Origin of the sequence: Blastococcus sp. TML/C7B (genome assembly GCF_016612845.1) — a bacterium.
Lineage (GTDB): Bacteria > Actinomycetota > Actinomycetes > Mycobacteriales > Geodermatophilaceae > Blastococcus.
In genome coordinates, this window is record NZ_JAEOAA010000002.1 from 1,357,301 (window position 1) to 1,370,769 (window position 13,469).

Sequence of the window (13,469 nt, forward strand, 5' to 3'; positions counted from 1 at the left end):
GCGGTCAGCCGATGTGCGTGTCCAGGCGGTAGCGGGCCAGCCGCTCGACCAGCTCGGGCATGGCCCCGACCGGCGATCCGCCGAGGTCGCGCCGGCTCTCCCGGACCACGCGCACGACCAGCTGCGGACGCACCCGGCCGGCGAACTCACCGCGCAGCCGGTCGACGGCCTGCTCGACGGCGGGGTCACCGATCTCGGTGCAGGGCAGCTCGGACGACGGGTCGGGGTGGCTCGACGGGACGGTCAGGGTCATCGACGTCCTCCGCGGACTAGGGAGTGCCGGATCACTCCGGCTCCTCCACCGTGCCGGGGCGCCCACCCCCGCGCCAGGGACCTAGGTCACGCCGGGGGCGACGCGCTGGTGAAGTACCCGTTGCGCCCGGACGACGTGCTGGCGACGGCGTCGCGCAGCAGCGCACCCAGCTCGTCGGCGTCGACGCGGTCCAGCGAGCTGAACCGGATGCAGCTCTTCCCGCAGGAGACCTTCCCCAGCCGTGCGGCCCGCGTCTCGGCGAGGTATCCCCCGTCGACGACGGCGCAGACGTAGAGGGAGAGGTGCCGCTTCTGCGCCGCCAGGGCGATCAGCGGCCAGGTCGTCGCGACCTTCGCCGAGCGCGGCCGGTAAGGCATCAGCCCGTACCCGAGCATCTGCCCCGAGCCGGCCGGGACCAGCTGCCGGTCCAGCGCCGGGGCGGCCTCACGAACGAGCGCGTCGACCCGCCGCAGCTCGGCCTCGCGGGGGCCCGCCGCGGCGAACCACTCCTCGATCGCCGACGTCACGACGGCCTCAGCCCAGAGCGATGGAGAGCGCCGTCGCCGCGGCCGCCATGATCATCGCGAACACGAGGACGGCGGCCACGATCCGCCTGCGCCGTTCCGCCCGCGAACCCCGCATCCCAGTCACCCCCGGCACGCTACCGGCGTGCGCGCCCGCCTGGGAATCGTCGGACCCCGGTGCCACGGTGGGCGGGTGACGACGACGCCCTCCGAGATCGGGCTGCTGCGGTTGGTCGCCCAGCGGCTGGCCGGCCCCCGCGCCGAGGGCCCCGTCGGGGCGGTGCGCCGGCTGCTCGCCGCCCAGGGGCAGGACCAACCCGGCGCCCTCACCTCGGTGGCGCTGCGGACGGCCGAGCGGTCGCGGGCCGCGGTCGTGGCGGCGCTGGACCGCGGCGAGATCGTCCGCTCCTGGCCGATGCGCGGCACGCTGCACCTGACCGCCGCCGAGGACCTGCACTGGATGCTGGAGCTCATGGGCGGCCGGGCCCTCGCCGGTGCGGCCAAGCGCCGGGCCGGCCTCGGGCTCGGTGACGACGACGCGGCGCGGGCGTGCGAGGCGGTCGTCGCCGCGCTCTCCGGCGGGATGCGGCTGTCGCGGGCCGAGCTGCTGGCCGCCATCGACGCCGCCGGCGTCGCCGTCACCGGGCAGCGGGGCTACCACCTGCTCTGGTACGCGGCGCAGTGCGGGCACGGCGTGCTCGGCCCGACGGTCGACGGCGAGCAGCAGTTCGTGCTGCTCGACGAGTGGGTGCCCGAGCCCCGCCGGCTCGAGCGGGAGGAGGCGCTGGCCGAGCTGGCCGGCCGGTTCTTCGCCGGCCACGGCCCGGCCACCGTGCACGACCTGGCCCGCTGGTCCGGGCTGACGGTGCGCGACGCCCGCGCCGGCCTGGCCGCGGCCCGGGCGGACCTGGAGGCCACCACCGTCGACGGCACCGAGTACTTCCTCGACCCCGCGACGCCGGAGCTGCTGGCCGCTCACCGCGAGGAGGCGCTCGGCACGCTCCTGCTGCCCGGCTTCGACGAGTTCGTGCTCGGCTACCGCGACCGCAGCGCCGTGCTGGACGCGGAGTTCGCGACCCGCGTCGTCCCGGGCGGCAACGGGATGTTCCTGTCCACCGTCGTCGTCGGCGGCCGGATCGTGGGGACCTGGCGGTTCGAGGGGCGCGGCGCGAAGCGGGCCGCCGTCGGCACCGCCTTCCGGCCGGCGGACGACGAGCTGGTGGCCGGCGTCCCGGAGCTGGCCGCCGCCCTCCCGTGAGGGGGCGGGCGGCGGCCGGCGGACGGGTCAGGCGGGGCGGCGCTCGACCAGGAAGATCGGGATCCGGCGGTCGGTCTTGCGCTGGTAGTCGGCGTAGTCGGGGAACGCGGCCACCGCCCGCTCCCACCACTCGTCGCGCTCGGCCCCCTCGAGCTCACGCGCGACGCCGTCCCACGGCTCGGGGCCGTCCTGGACGGTGACCTGGTCCGGCGCCGCCCGCAGGTTGGCCACCCACGCCGGGTCGGTCGGGGCACCGCCCTGGGAGCCGACCATCAGGTAGGCCCCGTCGTGCTCGACGCGCATGAGCGGCTGCTTGCGCACCTTGCCGCTCTTCGCGCCGCGGGTGCTGAAGATGACGACCGGGAGCCCCCGGTCGAGCAGCGTGTTCCCCTCGCGCCCGCCGGTGCGCTCGTAGAGCTCCACCTGGTCGCGGACCCACTTCTGCGGACTCGGTTCGTACTCACCTTCCAGCGGCATGCCCCGAACCTAGGACGGCCGGCGCCGTCCGTCCTGCGCAGCCGCGAAATCGATGGTGTGCGGCACGAAGAAGCTCAGGTTGTCGGTGATCAGCCCGTCGCTCTCGCGGATGCCCATCCCGGCCGGCTCGCCGTCCACGACCCAGGCCCCGAGCACCGGGTGGTGCGGGCCGTCGACCCCGGCGAAGTCCGGCAGCGGCGCGAACTCCTGGACGACGAACCCCTCGGTGCCGTACGCGCCCGGGCAGCGAGGCGGTCACGGCGCCGTCGCGCACGATCGCCACGTTCGCGCCCTCCCGCCCCCAGAGCGGCTTGCGGACATAGGTGCGCCAGCTCGAGGGCATCTCGTCGGCGAAGTAGGCCGGCAGCAGGTACTGGCCGAGCACCGGGTCAGTGCCGTACAGCTGCCACAGCACCGGCAGCAGCGCCTTGGTGCTCCACAGCATCTTGTAGGCCGGCTCCACCCAGGTGGTCCCGCCGGGCCGGGCGCCGTCGGCGAGGACGGCGGCGCCGAACTCGTCCTCGATCAGCCACTCCCAGGGGTAGAGCTTGAAGACGACGTCGAGGTGGCGGCCCTGCGGGTCGTAGAACCGGCCGTCGCCGGAGTCGAGGACGATGTCCTCGACGACCAGCTCGATCGCCTCGTACCCGGCCTGGACGACGGTGTCCATGAGGTAGGCGACGGTCATCCGGTCCTCGCCGGAGGTCTCCTCGCTGGTCCACGCCAGGTGCACGCGCGGGCGGACGCCGGTGCGCCGCTCCCACTTCGTCAGGTTGCGCTGCCACGCCGCGACGAGGGTGTCGTGCAGCGCGTTCCACTGGTCCCGGCCCTGCCCGGTGAACAGGTGCCAGTTCCACTGGGTGACGGCGGACTCGACCAGGCCGGTCGGGGTGTCGGCGTTGAACTCGAGGAGCTTGGGCGGGCCCTCGCCGTCGTAGCGCAGGTCGAAGCGGCCGTAGATGCTCGGCGGCTCCTCCGCCCAGGTGCGGCGGATCTGCGGGCGGGCCATCGGCGGGATGTGCAGCCGGTCGAACAGGTCGTTGTCCACGAGGTGGTCACCGGCGGCGACGCACATCTGGAACAGCTGGGAGACCGCGCCCTCGAGCTCCCGGATCTCGGCCATGGAGAAGTCGTAGAACGGCCCCTCGCGCCAGTAGCTGCGCACCTGCCCACCGGGCAGGTGCGTGCGGTTGTAGACCAGTCCCTGCGCCTCGACCTCGGCCTCCCAGCCGGGACGGACGATCCCGCTCTCGATCCTCCGCACGGGACGCGGCTCAGCTCCCCGCGCCGGTGCCGGCCTTGCCGCCGATGCCGCCGCCGATGCCGCCGCTCACCCGCTGGCCCGCGCTGACCTTGCCGGTGGCGGGGAGGCCGGCGCGCTGCCGGGCGACGGTGTCGCCGGGGTTGATGCGGGTGCCGCCCGAGGGCAGCGCCGTGCCGACGGGCAGCCCGGGCCGGAAGCCGCCGAGGTAGAGGAAGAACAACCCGCCACCACCGAAGCCGCCGCCACCGTCGTCGTCGCAGAGGTCCTCGTCGACGATCTTGCCGTCGGCGTCGGTGCAGTAGGCGACCTGCTCGTCGTCCTCACCGCCGGCAGCGCAGCCGGCCATGAAGCCGGTCGCCGCGGTGGCCAGCACCGTCGTGGTGAAGGCGGCGCGGACGCGGTTGGAGACCGCCATGACCTGGTTCCTCCTCGGGTTCTCCCCCGACCCTAGGCGGTTCTCCCCCACCCCCGCGCGGCCGCGTACCGCCACCGGGCCCCGGCCGGCGGTCGCTCCCGGGTCGCGGGCCGCCCCGGGGCGGTGGCACGGTGTGGCCGGCGGGCCCACCGGCCCGTCCCCACCCACGCCCCCGCAGGGGCGGCAGCGCGCGGAGGTCGGCCGAGGATGAGGTACCGCGAGAGCGGCAGCCTGGACGCGTCGGGCGTCCGCGACACCCGCGGCCGCGGCGGGGGCGGTCGGGGCCTGGCCGTGGGCGGCGGCGGGCTGGGGCTGGTCGGGCTGGTCGTCGTCGTGCTGATCCAGGTGCTCGGCGGCGGGGACGGCGGGACGTCCGCGGCGCTGGGCACGCTGTCCGGGCTGGGCCAGGACCAGTCGGTGGACAACTCGGCGCTGGAGCAGAACTGCCGCACCGGCGCGGACGCCAACGAGTCGGTCGAGTGCGCCGTCGTCGCCGATGTCGAGTCGATCCAGGACTACTGGACCGGGGTGCTGGGCGACCGGTACGCCCCGACCGAGACCGTCTTCTTCACCGGCTCGGTGCAGACCTCCTGCGGGGGCGCGACGAGCGGGTCGGGGCCGTTCTACTGCCCGGCCGACCAGCTGGTCTACATCGACCTCACCTTCTTCGACCAGCTGCGCGAGCAGTTCGGCGCGCAGGGCGGGCTGTTCGTCGACGCCTACGTGCTGGCCCACGAGTACGGCCACCACGTGCAGAACCTGCTCGGCACGAACGCCCGGGTCACCCCCGGGGAGAGCGGCCCGACCAGCGGATCGGTCCGGCTCGAGCTGCAGGCCGACTGCTTCGCCGGGGCGTGGGCGCGGCACGCCGAGACCGTGCCGGACGACTCCGGCGAGCCGCTGATCGCCGAGATCACCGACGACGACATCAACCGCGCCCTGGACGCCGCCGCGCGCATCGGCGACGACTACATCCAGGAGAACCTCGGCAACGGCCGGGTGGACCAGGAGGCCTTCACCCACGGCAGCTCCGAGCAGCGGCAGCGCTGGTTCCGCGCGGGCTACGAGACCGGTGACCCGGGCGCCTGCGACACCTTCGCCACCGACGACCTGGGCTGAGGCGTGACCGAGCCGCTGCACGTGACCCGCGACGGGCACGTCGCCACCCTGACCATCGACCGGCCCGACAAGCGCAACGCGATGACCGCGGAGATGTGGGCCGCGCTGCCGGAGGTGCTGGCCGGGCCGGCCGCGGACCCCGCGGTGCGGGTCCTGGTGGTCACCGGGGCGGGGCCGAGCTTCTGCGCGGGCGCCGACCTCGCCGGGCTGCTGGGCGGAGAGGACCCGCTCGACCCGATGGCCGACCTGCGGGCGCACAACCTCGCGGCCCAGGCGGCGCTGCGCGAGTTCCCGCGCCCGACGATCGCGATGATCCGCGGGCACTGCATCGGCGGCGGGGTGGAGATCGCCGCCGCGTGCGACCTGCGGTTCGCCGACCCCGGGAGCGTCTTCGGCGTCACGCCGGCCAAGGTCGGCATCGTCTACCCGCCGTCGTCGACCCGGGCGCTGGTGGAGCTGGTCGGGCCGGCGACCGCCAAGTACCTGCTGTTCAGCGGGGAGCTGGTCGACGCCGCCACCGCGCTGCGCACCGGCCTGGTCGACCGGGTCGTGGACGCCGAGGGCCTGGCCGACGAGGTGCGCCGCTTCGCGGACGTGCTGGCCTCGCGCTCGGCCCTGACCCAGCGGGCCGCCAAGGAGGTCGTGGCCGCGCTCTCGGCCGGCGGCGACGGGGAGGACGTCGTCGCCCCCTGGTACCGCCGGACCATCGCCAGCGGCGAGCTCCCGGAGGGGGTCACCGCCTTCGCCGAGCGGCGCCCGCCCCGCTTCGGCTGGACGGGGTGACCAGGCGATCCCGTTTCGGAGCAGGGTGAGCGGGGGTACCTCAACCCTCGCGGCGCACCCTCCCGGAGGAGCCCCGGCACGGCGGTTCCCGCGTGCTCCGGCCCCTCTCCGCCCCCCGTGACGCATGGACGCGCCGGGTGGACAACCGGTTACAGACACTCCCGCTTCCAGACAGCAGGTGTGGCCGAACCGGTCGCGGGTAGCGCCAGTTCCGACCACGAACTGTCCACGATCACTGCCGAGGAGGACCGATGACTCACAGCATCGACGCCCCGCTCCCCCCGCCCACCACCACCGCGGGAAGCACGGGTCCGAGCTCGTCGAGCACGACCGACGTCGCCAAGGACGAGGCCCGCAACGTCGGCCAGACGGCGGCGCAGGCCGGCAGCCAGGTCGCGTCGACCGCCGCCGACCAGGCCAAGGAGGTGGCGCACGAGACCCGGCGCCAGGCGCAGGACCTGCTCCGCCAGGGCCAGTCGCAGCTCAAGGACCAGACCGTCGCCCAGCAGCAGAAGGCGGCCCAGGGCCTGACCTCGCTGGCGACCGAGCTGCGCAGCCTCGCCGACGGCACCAGCCAGGGCGCCCCCGGACCGGCCCGCGACCTGCTCCAGCAGGCCTCCGGCTACCTCGAGGGATTCGCCGACAAGCTGCAGAACCGGGAGCCGGCCCAGCTGCTGGACGAGGTCCGCAGCTACGCCCGCCGCCGCCCGGGCATGTTCCTGCTCGGTGCCGCCGCTGCCGGGATCGTCGCCGGCCGGCTGACCAGCGGGGTGCGCGCCGCGCACAGCGACTCGAACACCTCGGGCCGCACGCCGACGAACTACGTCGACCCCACGCCGACGTACTCCGACGCGACGTACGCCGACACCACCTACGCCGACCCGGCCAGCGCCTACACGGGCACCGGCACCGCGTTCACGACGCCGGGCTCGGCCCCGCTCCCGCCGCCCCCGTACGGCACCGTGCCGCCCGAGGGCAGCGTCGTGCCGCCGGCCGCGCCGGCCGGCTGGGACGACCCGGCGCGTCGCCCGGGCGGGGTGGGCTGACGCATGAGCACCCCGTACACCCCGGGTCAGCCGACCGGCGGCCCCGGCTACGCGCCTCCCGTGGTGGAGCCGGCCACCCAGAACTACGCGGCCGACTACTCCTCGGAGCACAGCGGCGCCATGGGGACCCCGCTCACCGACCAGGGCCGCCCTGACGTCGAGGGCAACTCGGTGGGTGCGCTGATCGGAGAGGTCACCAAGGACCTCTCCACCCTCATGCGCCAGGAGCTCGAGCTGGCCAAGGTCGAGATGAAGGCCGAGGCGAAGAAGGCCGGGCAGGGCGCCGGGATGTTCGGCGCCGCCGGGTTCGCCGGCTACATGGTGGCGCTGTTCCTCTCCCTCGCCCTCATGTGGGCGCTGGCCAGCGCCATCCCCACCGGCTGGTCGGCGCTCATCGTGGCGGCCCTCTGGGGCATCGTCGGCGCCATCGCCTTCGTGCTGGGCCGCAAGAAGTTCCAGCAGGTGAACCCGAAGCCCGAGCGCACCGTCGACACGCTGTCGAAGGTGCCCGGCGCGCTCAAGCCGAACTGACCACGCCGAACTCCCCCACTCCCGAAGGAGTCGCAGACATGACCAGCAGTGACCCGGACGTCATCCGCCGGCAGATCGAGGACACCCGGCGCGAGCTCAGCTACGACGTCGACGCCCTCAACGAGAAGGTCAACCCCGCCCGCGTCGTCGACCGGCGGGTGACCGCCGCGAAGGGACGCATGACCGGCCTCAAGGACAAGGTGATGGGTACCGCGCACGACACCACCCACTCCGCGCACGGCATGGCGTCCAACGCCGCCGGCTCCGTGCAGGGCGCGGCGAGCAACGCGGCCGGCACGGTGCAGGACGCGGCCTCGTCCGCGGCCGGCGCCATCCAGGGCGCCCCGGACATGGCGATCCGCCAGACCCAGGGCAACCCGCTGGCCGCCGGGCTGATCGCCTTCGGCGTCGGCTGGCTGGTCTCCAGCCTGCTGCCCGCCACGCAGAAGGAGCAGCAGCTGGCCCAGCAGGCCGAGACGGCCGTCCGCGAGAACAAGGACACGCTGCTGGCCCCGGCCAAGGAGGCCGCGCAGGAGATCGGCGAGCAGCTCAAGCCCGCCGCCCAGGACGCCGTGGAGTCGGTGAAGGCGACCGCCCAGGACGCCGCCGCCACCGTCAAGGACGAGGGCCAGTCCGCCGCCGCGGACGTGCAGGGCCAGGCCCAGCAGTCCAAGGCGACGGTGCAGAGCAAGACCTCCGGGTCCTGATCCACGCGGGTCCCTGACCCGCTCGCACGACACCGCGCCCCGCCGGGTCCTCCCGGCGGGGCGCAGTGCTGTCCGCGTCACCCACCCGGGTGAGGCGCTGACCGGGGCACCTGCTGGCACCGGCGCGGGATGTCGACGTCCAGGACATGACCGCTGCCGCGCTCGACCGCTCGCCCGCGCCGTCGCGCCGGCGACGGCTCGCGGGAGTGCGGCGGACCGCGGCGCCCGGCCGTCTGGTGACGGCGCTCGCCGTCCTCGTGCCGGTCGCCCTGCTCGCGCTCGGCGCACTGCCCCTGACCCCGGCAGCGCTGGTCGCGTTCCTCGCCCCGGCGGGTGCGCTGCTCGCCGGCACGCGGCACTCCCGACGCCAGGCGGCGCTGATCGCCCGGCTGGAACGCGAGCGGGCCGTGCTGCTCGACCAGGTGCGCAGCCGCGCCGACGAGCTGGACCGCGCCTCCCGCATCATGGCCGCGCGCGCCCGGACCATGACCAGCGTCATCGACGCCGTCACCGAGCAGTCGATCATCGGCACCGACCCCGACGGCACGATCCGCGTGTGGAACCCGGGCGCCGAGAAGCTGCTCGGCCTCCCCCGCGCCGACGTCGTCCGCCGGCGCTCGATCCTGGAGTTCCACCTCGCCGAGGAGCTCGAGGAGGCCGCCGACGCGCAGGGCACCGCCGTCGGGCTGCACGCCCTGGTGCGCGCCGCCCAGGAGAACGGCAGCGACGTCCGCGACTGGACCTACGTCGCCGCCGACGGCCGGCAGCGGACCGTCGCGGTGGCGATCACGCCGCGCACCGACGACCGCGGCGTGCACGCCGGCTGGAACTTCGTCGGCACCGACATGACCGAGGTGCGCGCCACCGAGCGGATGAAGGACCAGTTCGTCAGCCTCGTCTCGCACGAGCTGCGCACCCCGCTCACCTCGATCCTGGGATACCTGGAGCTCGTCCTGGACGACGAGCAGAGCCTCACCGACGAGCAGCGCCGGTACCTGGGGACCGTGGAGCGCAACGCCGACCGGCTGCTGCGCCTGGTGGGCGACCTGCTGTTCACCGCCCGCGTCGACGCCGGCCAGCTCACCCTGCAGCCCGAGCCCGTGGACCTCGTGGCCGTCGTCCGCGCCGCCGAGGAGACCGCCCGCGTCGCCGCGACCGCCGGCGGCGTCGAGCTGCGGGTCGAGGCACCGGACGGGGCCCTGGTCATTAGCGGCGACCCGATGCGGCTCGGGCAGGCCTGCGACAACCTGGTCTCCAACGCCGTCAAGTTCACCCCGTCCGGCGGGTCGGTCACCCTCACCGTCGGCACCGGCTGGCGGGCCGCCGACGGCACGGTGACGGCCGACGAGCGCCCCGGTGCGGCCCCGGTCGCCCGGCTGTCGGTGCGCGACACCGGCATCGGCATCCCCGACGACGAGCAGGGCAAGCTGTTCACCCGGTTCTTCCGCGCCTCGACCGCCCAGCGCAACGCCGTCCCCGGCGTGGGTCTGGGGCTGTCGATCACCAAGGCCATCACCACCGCCCACGGCGGCACGCTGGACCTGGAGAGCGCCGAGGGCCGGGGCACCACCTTCACCCTCACGCTGCCCCGCGGCGCCTGACCCCTCGCGCACCGAGCGCTCTTCCGCGGACGTGCAGGTCCGCTTTCTTGCGGATTCCTTGCGGTAAGCGGGCGGGTGGCCTGCGGAAGCACCTCCAGAGTTCTCCCTGTCGCCGGAAGCGCCGGGGGCACGGACTCAGGGAGAACACGATGCGCGCCACCGCCACCAGCTCCACCGCCCGCAAGGTCATCGGCTCGCTCGGCGTCCTCGGGGCCGCGGCCGCCGTCGCCGGCATGGGCACCTTCGGCACCTTCACCGACAGCACCTCCGCCGTCGGGACGACGATCAGCTCCGGCACGGTCGACATCGACCTCACCCAGCCCGTGGTCATGCCCTTCACGGCCGCCGGCCTCGTGCCCGGCGACTCGGTCACCCGCGCCTTCACGCTGAAGAACGCCGGCACCACGGACTTCTCGTCGATCACCCTCGACTCGACGCCCACCAACAGCCCGCAGAGCGTCCTCACGACCGACATCACCAACGGCCTGCAGCTGTCCGTGAAGTCCTGCTCCACGGCCTACGCCCAGAACGGCAACGCCGTCACCTGCTCCGGCGTCGAGAAGACGCTGCTCACCGGGCCCGCCGCGGTCAGCAAGACCCTGACCTCGCCCGCCTCACTGGTGTCGGGCCAGTCGGACAACATCGCGATCACCTACACGCTGCCGGCTGCCGCGGGCAACGGCTTCCAGGGCAAGTCCGCCGACCTGAGCCTCGTCTTCACCGCCCAGCAGCGCGCCGCCGGCGCCCGCTGACCCGGCTGAGACACCGGAGACACCACGATGACCGCCGTCCTCCCCGTCCGGAGCCCGGGAGCAGCCCTGCTGCTCCCGGCCGAGGACACCCGCTCCGCTCGGAACCGGTCCGCCGGTCCGGCCCGCACGCTGGGCCTGCTCGCCCCGTGGCTGGTCCGCGGAGTCGTGGGGCTGGCCGTCGCGGTCTTCGCTCTCCTGGCCGTCGGACCGCACGTCCTCGGCTACCGCACGATGACGATGCTCACCGGCAGCATGTCGCCGATGATCGACCCGGGCGACGTCACCGTCGTCACGCCGATCGCCGTCGGGGACGTCACCGAGGGCATGGTCATCACCTACCACCAGCCGATCGGTGACCACTCGCTCGTGACCCACCGGGTCGTCGAGGTGCAGCGCGACGCCGCCGGCCGCACCACCGTCCGCACCAAGGGCGACGCGAACGAGGCCGTCGACCCCTGGACCGCGACGCTCGAGGGCGACACCGCCTACCGGGTGCGCGCCGTCGTCCCGGAGCTCGGCCACCTGATCACCGCGCTCCGCGCCCCCGTGCTCACCCAGGCGCTGATCTACGGCGCCCCCGCCCTGCTGGCCGGCTGGCTGCTGCTGGGCATCTGGCGCCCCACCACCGACACCCGCGACGAGGAGGACCAGCCGTGACCGCGCTCCGCCGCACCGCCGTCCTGCTCGGCCTGATCGCCACCGTGGTCATCGGCAGCAGCATCCCGGCCTCCGCCACCTTCTCCGCAAGCACCACGGCGCAGCAGGCCCGCGTGAGCACCCTCGTCGTCGAGCCCGTCTCGGGCATCCGGGTCGAGCGCAACTGCCCCACCACGCAGGCCACCCTGCGGTGGAACGCCAGCCCCACCGCTGCCGTCGCCGCGAACAAGGTGACGAGCTACGCGATCTCCGCCAACGTCGGCGGCCAGCAGATCACCGCGCAGGTCCCGGCGACCCAGACCTACTACGTCTACCCGACGGGTTACGTCTACCCCGGCACGAGCGTCCCGGTCTCGATCACCGTCACCACGCAGACCCAGTACGGCTGGACCAAGGCCGCCACGACGACGACGACGGTGACGACGTGCTGACCGCCCTCGTCGTCGACGCCGACGCCCTCGCCCGCCGCCGCGTCTCCGGCCTCCTCCGCCTCGGCGGGTGGCAGGTCCGCGAGGCCGCCGACGTCCCGGCCGCCCTCGCGCTCGCCGCGACCGACGTCCCCGACCTCGTCGTCACCGACGCCGCCGTCGCCGGCGAGGACGGGCTGGAGCTGCTCCGCCGGCTGCGCCGCGACGGCTCGGAGGCCCACTTCCTGGTCACCGCCTGGGAGCCCTCGGAGCAGGTCCGGTCCGCGGCCGCCGCCGTCGGCGCCCTGGCCTGCCTCGGCAAGCCGGTCGACGCCGGCATCCTGCTCGACTTCCTGCGCAGCCGGACCACGGGGCCGGCTGCGCAGGGCACCCGCTACGCCATCCACGAGGTCGGCGACCTGCACGACGCCGACATCGAGGACGACCTGATGGCACCGACTCCAGGAGCTGTACGTGACCGCGCTGCCCGGCCGCCTGGCCGCCATCGAGACCTCCACCCGACAGGGCGACGGGCCCGCCGTGGCCGCGGCCGCCTACACGCTGGCCGGCACGAGCGGCCAGCTCGGCCACCCGGAGGTCGCCTCGATCTGCCAGGCCATCGCCGCCGACGCCCGCCGCGGCATCCTGGCCCACGACCGCGTGCAGCACCTGCACGCACTGATCGGCGCCTGAGCCCTGACCCCGCTCGGACGCGCACGAGACGGAGGGCCCGCAGACGAGGGGGAAACGTCTGCGGGCCCTTCGGCGTGCTCAGGGGCAGACATGGCCATTTCTGCCCCTAGGGGGTCTGGGTCAGGCGGCGACGAGGCGGTAGCCGACGCCGCGGACGGTGCGGATCTCCGGTGAGTTGAGGCCGGCGGCGACGAGCTTGCGGCGCAGGTTGGACATGTGCGCCTCGACCAGGCGCAGGTTGCCCTCCCAGTCGGTCTGCCAGACCTCGCGGAGCAGCGTCTCGCGCTGCAGCACCCGGCCCGGCCGGGAGGCCAGCGCGGCCAGCAGATCGAACTCGGTGCGGGTCAGGTCGACGACGGCGCCGTCGACGCGCACCTCGCGGGTCTCCTCGTCCAGCTCGAGCTCGGCGAGCCGTCGGACCGACTCCTCGGCCGGGGCCGCCACCTCGGGCGCGGGCGCGGTGCGCGGGAAGCGCAGCATCGCCTGGACGCGGGCGGTCAGCTCGCGCGGGGAGAACGGCTTGGCCATGTACCCGTCGGCGCCGACGGCCAGCCCGATGAGCAGGTCGACCTCCTCGGCGCGGGCGGTGAGCATGAGGACGTAGCAGGCGGTCTCGGCGCGGATCTGCCGGCACACCTCGGTCCCGTCGGTGTCGGGCAGCCCGAGGTCGAGCACGATGAGGTCGGGCGCCTCGCGGCGCACCTCGGCCAGGCACTCGGCCCCGCTGCCGACTGCGCGCACCCGCAGCCCGGCGCGCTCCAGGACGGTGCGGACCAGCTCGCGGATCTCCTCGGTGTCCTCGACGACGAGCACGGATGACCCGGTCACGACCGACCTCCCTCCGATGACGATCTCGCGGACCCGGCGGTCCGCTTCCCGCCCCTGTGATCGGCGGGCGCGCCGGGTTGCTTGAGCCCGGCCCCGCTTCCCGACGTCCACTCCCCCGGAGGGGTGGGGGGCGACCACCGCCTCCTCAGCTCCA

At 74.5% G+C, this 13,469-nt stretch carries 17 protein-coding genes and 2 pseudogenes; 12 read left to right on the top strand and 7 right to left on the bottom strand.

Annotation, left to right across the window (positions count from 1 at the left end; genetic code table 11):
• Positions 1-4: 4 nt before the first annotated feature.
• Complete coding sequence (locus JKP76_RS19485) at positions 5-253, bottom strand: three-helix bundle dimerization domain-containing protein (protein ID WP_200492437.1); 249 nt, start codon at positions 251-253, stop codon at positions 5-7.
• Between the two features lie 86 nt (positions 254-339).
• On the bottom strand, positions 340-780 hold the full coding sequence (locus JKP76_RS19490) for a DUF1801 domain-containing protein (RefSeq protein ID WP_200492439.1): 441 nt from the start codon (positions 778-780) through the stop codon (positions 340-342).
• Between the two features lie 190 nt (positions 781-970).
• Here JKP76_RS19490 and JKP76_RS19495 point away from each other — a divergent pair, with 190 nt between their 5' ends.
• Positions 971-2,035, top strand: a complete 1,065-nt coding sequence (locus tag JKP76_RS19495) for a winged helix DNA-binding domain-containing protein (RefSeq protein WP_200492440.1) — start codon at positions 971-973, stop codon at positions 2,033-2,035.
• 27 nt (positions 2,036-2,062) lie between these two features.
• Here the strand turns inward: JKP76_RS19495 and JKP76_RS19500 are convergent, their stop codons facing one another.
• From JKP76_RS19500 to JKP76_RS19510, 4 genes and pseudogenes are all read right to left on the bottom strand, one after another.
• Positions 2,063-2,512, bottom strand: coding sequence for a nitroreductase family deazaflavin-dependent oxidoreductase (locus JKP76_RS19500; RefSeq protein WP_200492441.1), 450 nt, complete (start codon positions 2,510-2,512; stop codon positions 2,063-2,065).
• Positions 2,513-2,521: 9 nt separating this feature from the next.
• The gene (locus tag JKP76_RS22825) at positions 2,522-2,707 is read right to left on the bottom strand and encodes a glutathionylspermidine synthase family protein (protein WP_255522803.1); all 186 of its coding nucleotides are present in this window, start codon (positions 2,705-2,707) and stop codon (positions 2,522-2,524) included.
• Positions 2,708-2,807: 100 nt separating this feature from the next.
• Positions 2,808-3,776, bottom strand: a pseudogene (locus JKP76_RS19505) (glutathionylspermidine synthase family protein); the annotation flags it as partial.
• A gap of 10 nt (positions 3,777-3,786) precedes the next feature.
• Complete coding sequence (locus JKP76_RS19510) at positions 3,787-4,191, bottom strand: hypothetical protein (RefSeq protein ID WP_200492443.1); 405 nt, start codon at positions 4,189-4,191, stop codon at positions 3,787-3,789.
• A gap of 207 nt (positions 4,192-4,398) precedes the next feature.
• Between JKP76_RS19510 and JKP76_RS19515 the strand changes: the two genes are divergently transcribed.
• The 11 genes and pseudogenes from JKP76_RS19515 to JKP76_RS19560 all read left to right on the top strand — a co-directional run bounded on the left by JKP76_RS19515 (position 4,399) and on the right by JKP76_RS19560 (position 12,487).
• A complete protein-coding gene (locus JKP76_RS19515) occupies positions 4,399-5,310 on the top strand; it encodes a neutral zinc metallopeptidase (protein ID WP_200492445.1) in 912 nt (303 codons plus the stop codon).
• 3 nt (positions 5,311-5,313) lie between these two features.
• Complete coding sequence (locus JKP76_RS19520; RefSeq protein WP_200492446.1) at positions 5,314-6,093, top strand: enoyl-CoA hydratase/isomerase family protein; 780 nt, start codon at positions 5,314-5,316, stop codon at positions 6,091-6,093.
• 251 nt (positions 6,094-6,344) lie between these two features.
• Positions 6,345-7,139 (top strand): hypothetical protein, encoded by a 795-nt coding sequence (locus JKP76_RS19525; RefSeq protein WP_200492448.1) that lies wholly within the window; start codon positions 6,345-6,347, stop codon positions 7,137-7,139.
• Between the two features lie 3 nt (positions 7,140-7,142).
• Positions 7,143-7,670 carry a phage holin family protein gene (locus JKP76_RS19530; protein WP_200492449.1) on the top strand — a complete coding sequence of 176 codons (528 nt, stop codon included), beginning with the start codon at positions 7,143-7,145 and terminating at the stop codon, positions 7,668-7,670.
• 38 nt (positions 7,671-7,708) lie between these two features.
• Positions 7,709-8,377, top strand: a complete 669-nt coding sequence (locus JKP76_RS19535) for a DUF3618 domain-containing protein (protein WP_200492450.1) — start codon at positions 7,709-7,711, stop codon at positions 8,375-8,377.
• A gap of 146 nt (positions 8,378-8,523) precedes the next feature.
• Entirely contained in the window at positions 8,524-9,978 is a 1,455-nt protein-coding gene (locus tag JKP76_RS19540; protein ID WP_200492452.1) for a cell wall metabolism sensor histidine kinase WalK, read from the top strand.
• A gap of 149 nt (positions 9,979-10,127) precedes the next feature.
• Positions 10,128-10,730, top strand: a complete 603-nt coding sequence (locus tag JKP76_RS19545; RefSeq protein ID WP_200492453.1) for a TasA family protein — start codon at positions 10,128-10,130, stop codon at positions 10,728-10,730.
• Between the two features lie 27 nt (positions 10,731-10,757).
• Positions 10,758-11,387, top strand: a complete 630-nt coding sequence (locus JKP76_RS19550; RefSeq protein WP_200492454.1) for a signal peptidase I — start codon at positions 10,758-10,760, stop codon at positions 11,385-11,387.
• The gene (locus tag JKP76_RS21910) at positions 11,384-11,818 is read left to right on the top strand and encodes a hypothetical protein (RefSeq protein ID WP_200492796.1); all 435 of its coding nucleotides are present in this window, start codon (positions 11,384-11,386) and stop codon (positions 11,816-11,818) included. Before JKP76_RS19550 ends, JKP76_RS21910 begins: the two co-directional genes overlap by 4 nt.
• Positions 11,812-12,084 (top strand): annotated as a pseudogene (locus tag JKP76_RS24270) (response regulator); the annotation flags it as partial. The gene JKP76_RS21910 and the pseudogene JKP76_RS24270, both read left to right, overlap by 7 nt.
• 178 nt (positions 12,085-12,262) lie before the next feature.
• Positions 12,263-12,487, top strand: a complete 225-nt coding sequence (locus JKP76_RS19560; RefSeq protein ID WP_255522804.1) for an Hpt domain-containing protein — start codon at positions 12,263-12,265, stop codon at positions 12,485-12,487.
• A 120-nt stretch (positions 12,488-12,607) separates the two neighbouring features.
• On the opposite strand, the gene JKP76_RS22830 is transcribed toward JKP76_RS19560, so the two are convergent.
• On the bottom strand, positions 12,608-13,315 hold the full coding sequence (locus JKP76_RS22830; protein WP_200492458.1) for a response regulator transcription factor: 708 nt from the start codon (positions 13,313-13,315) through the stop codon (positions 12,608-12,610).
• Between the last annotated feature and the right edge of the window lie 154 nt (positions 13,316-13,469).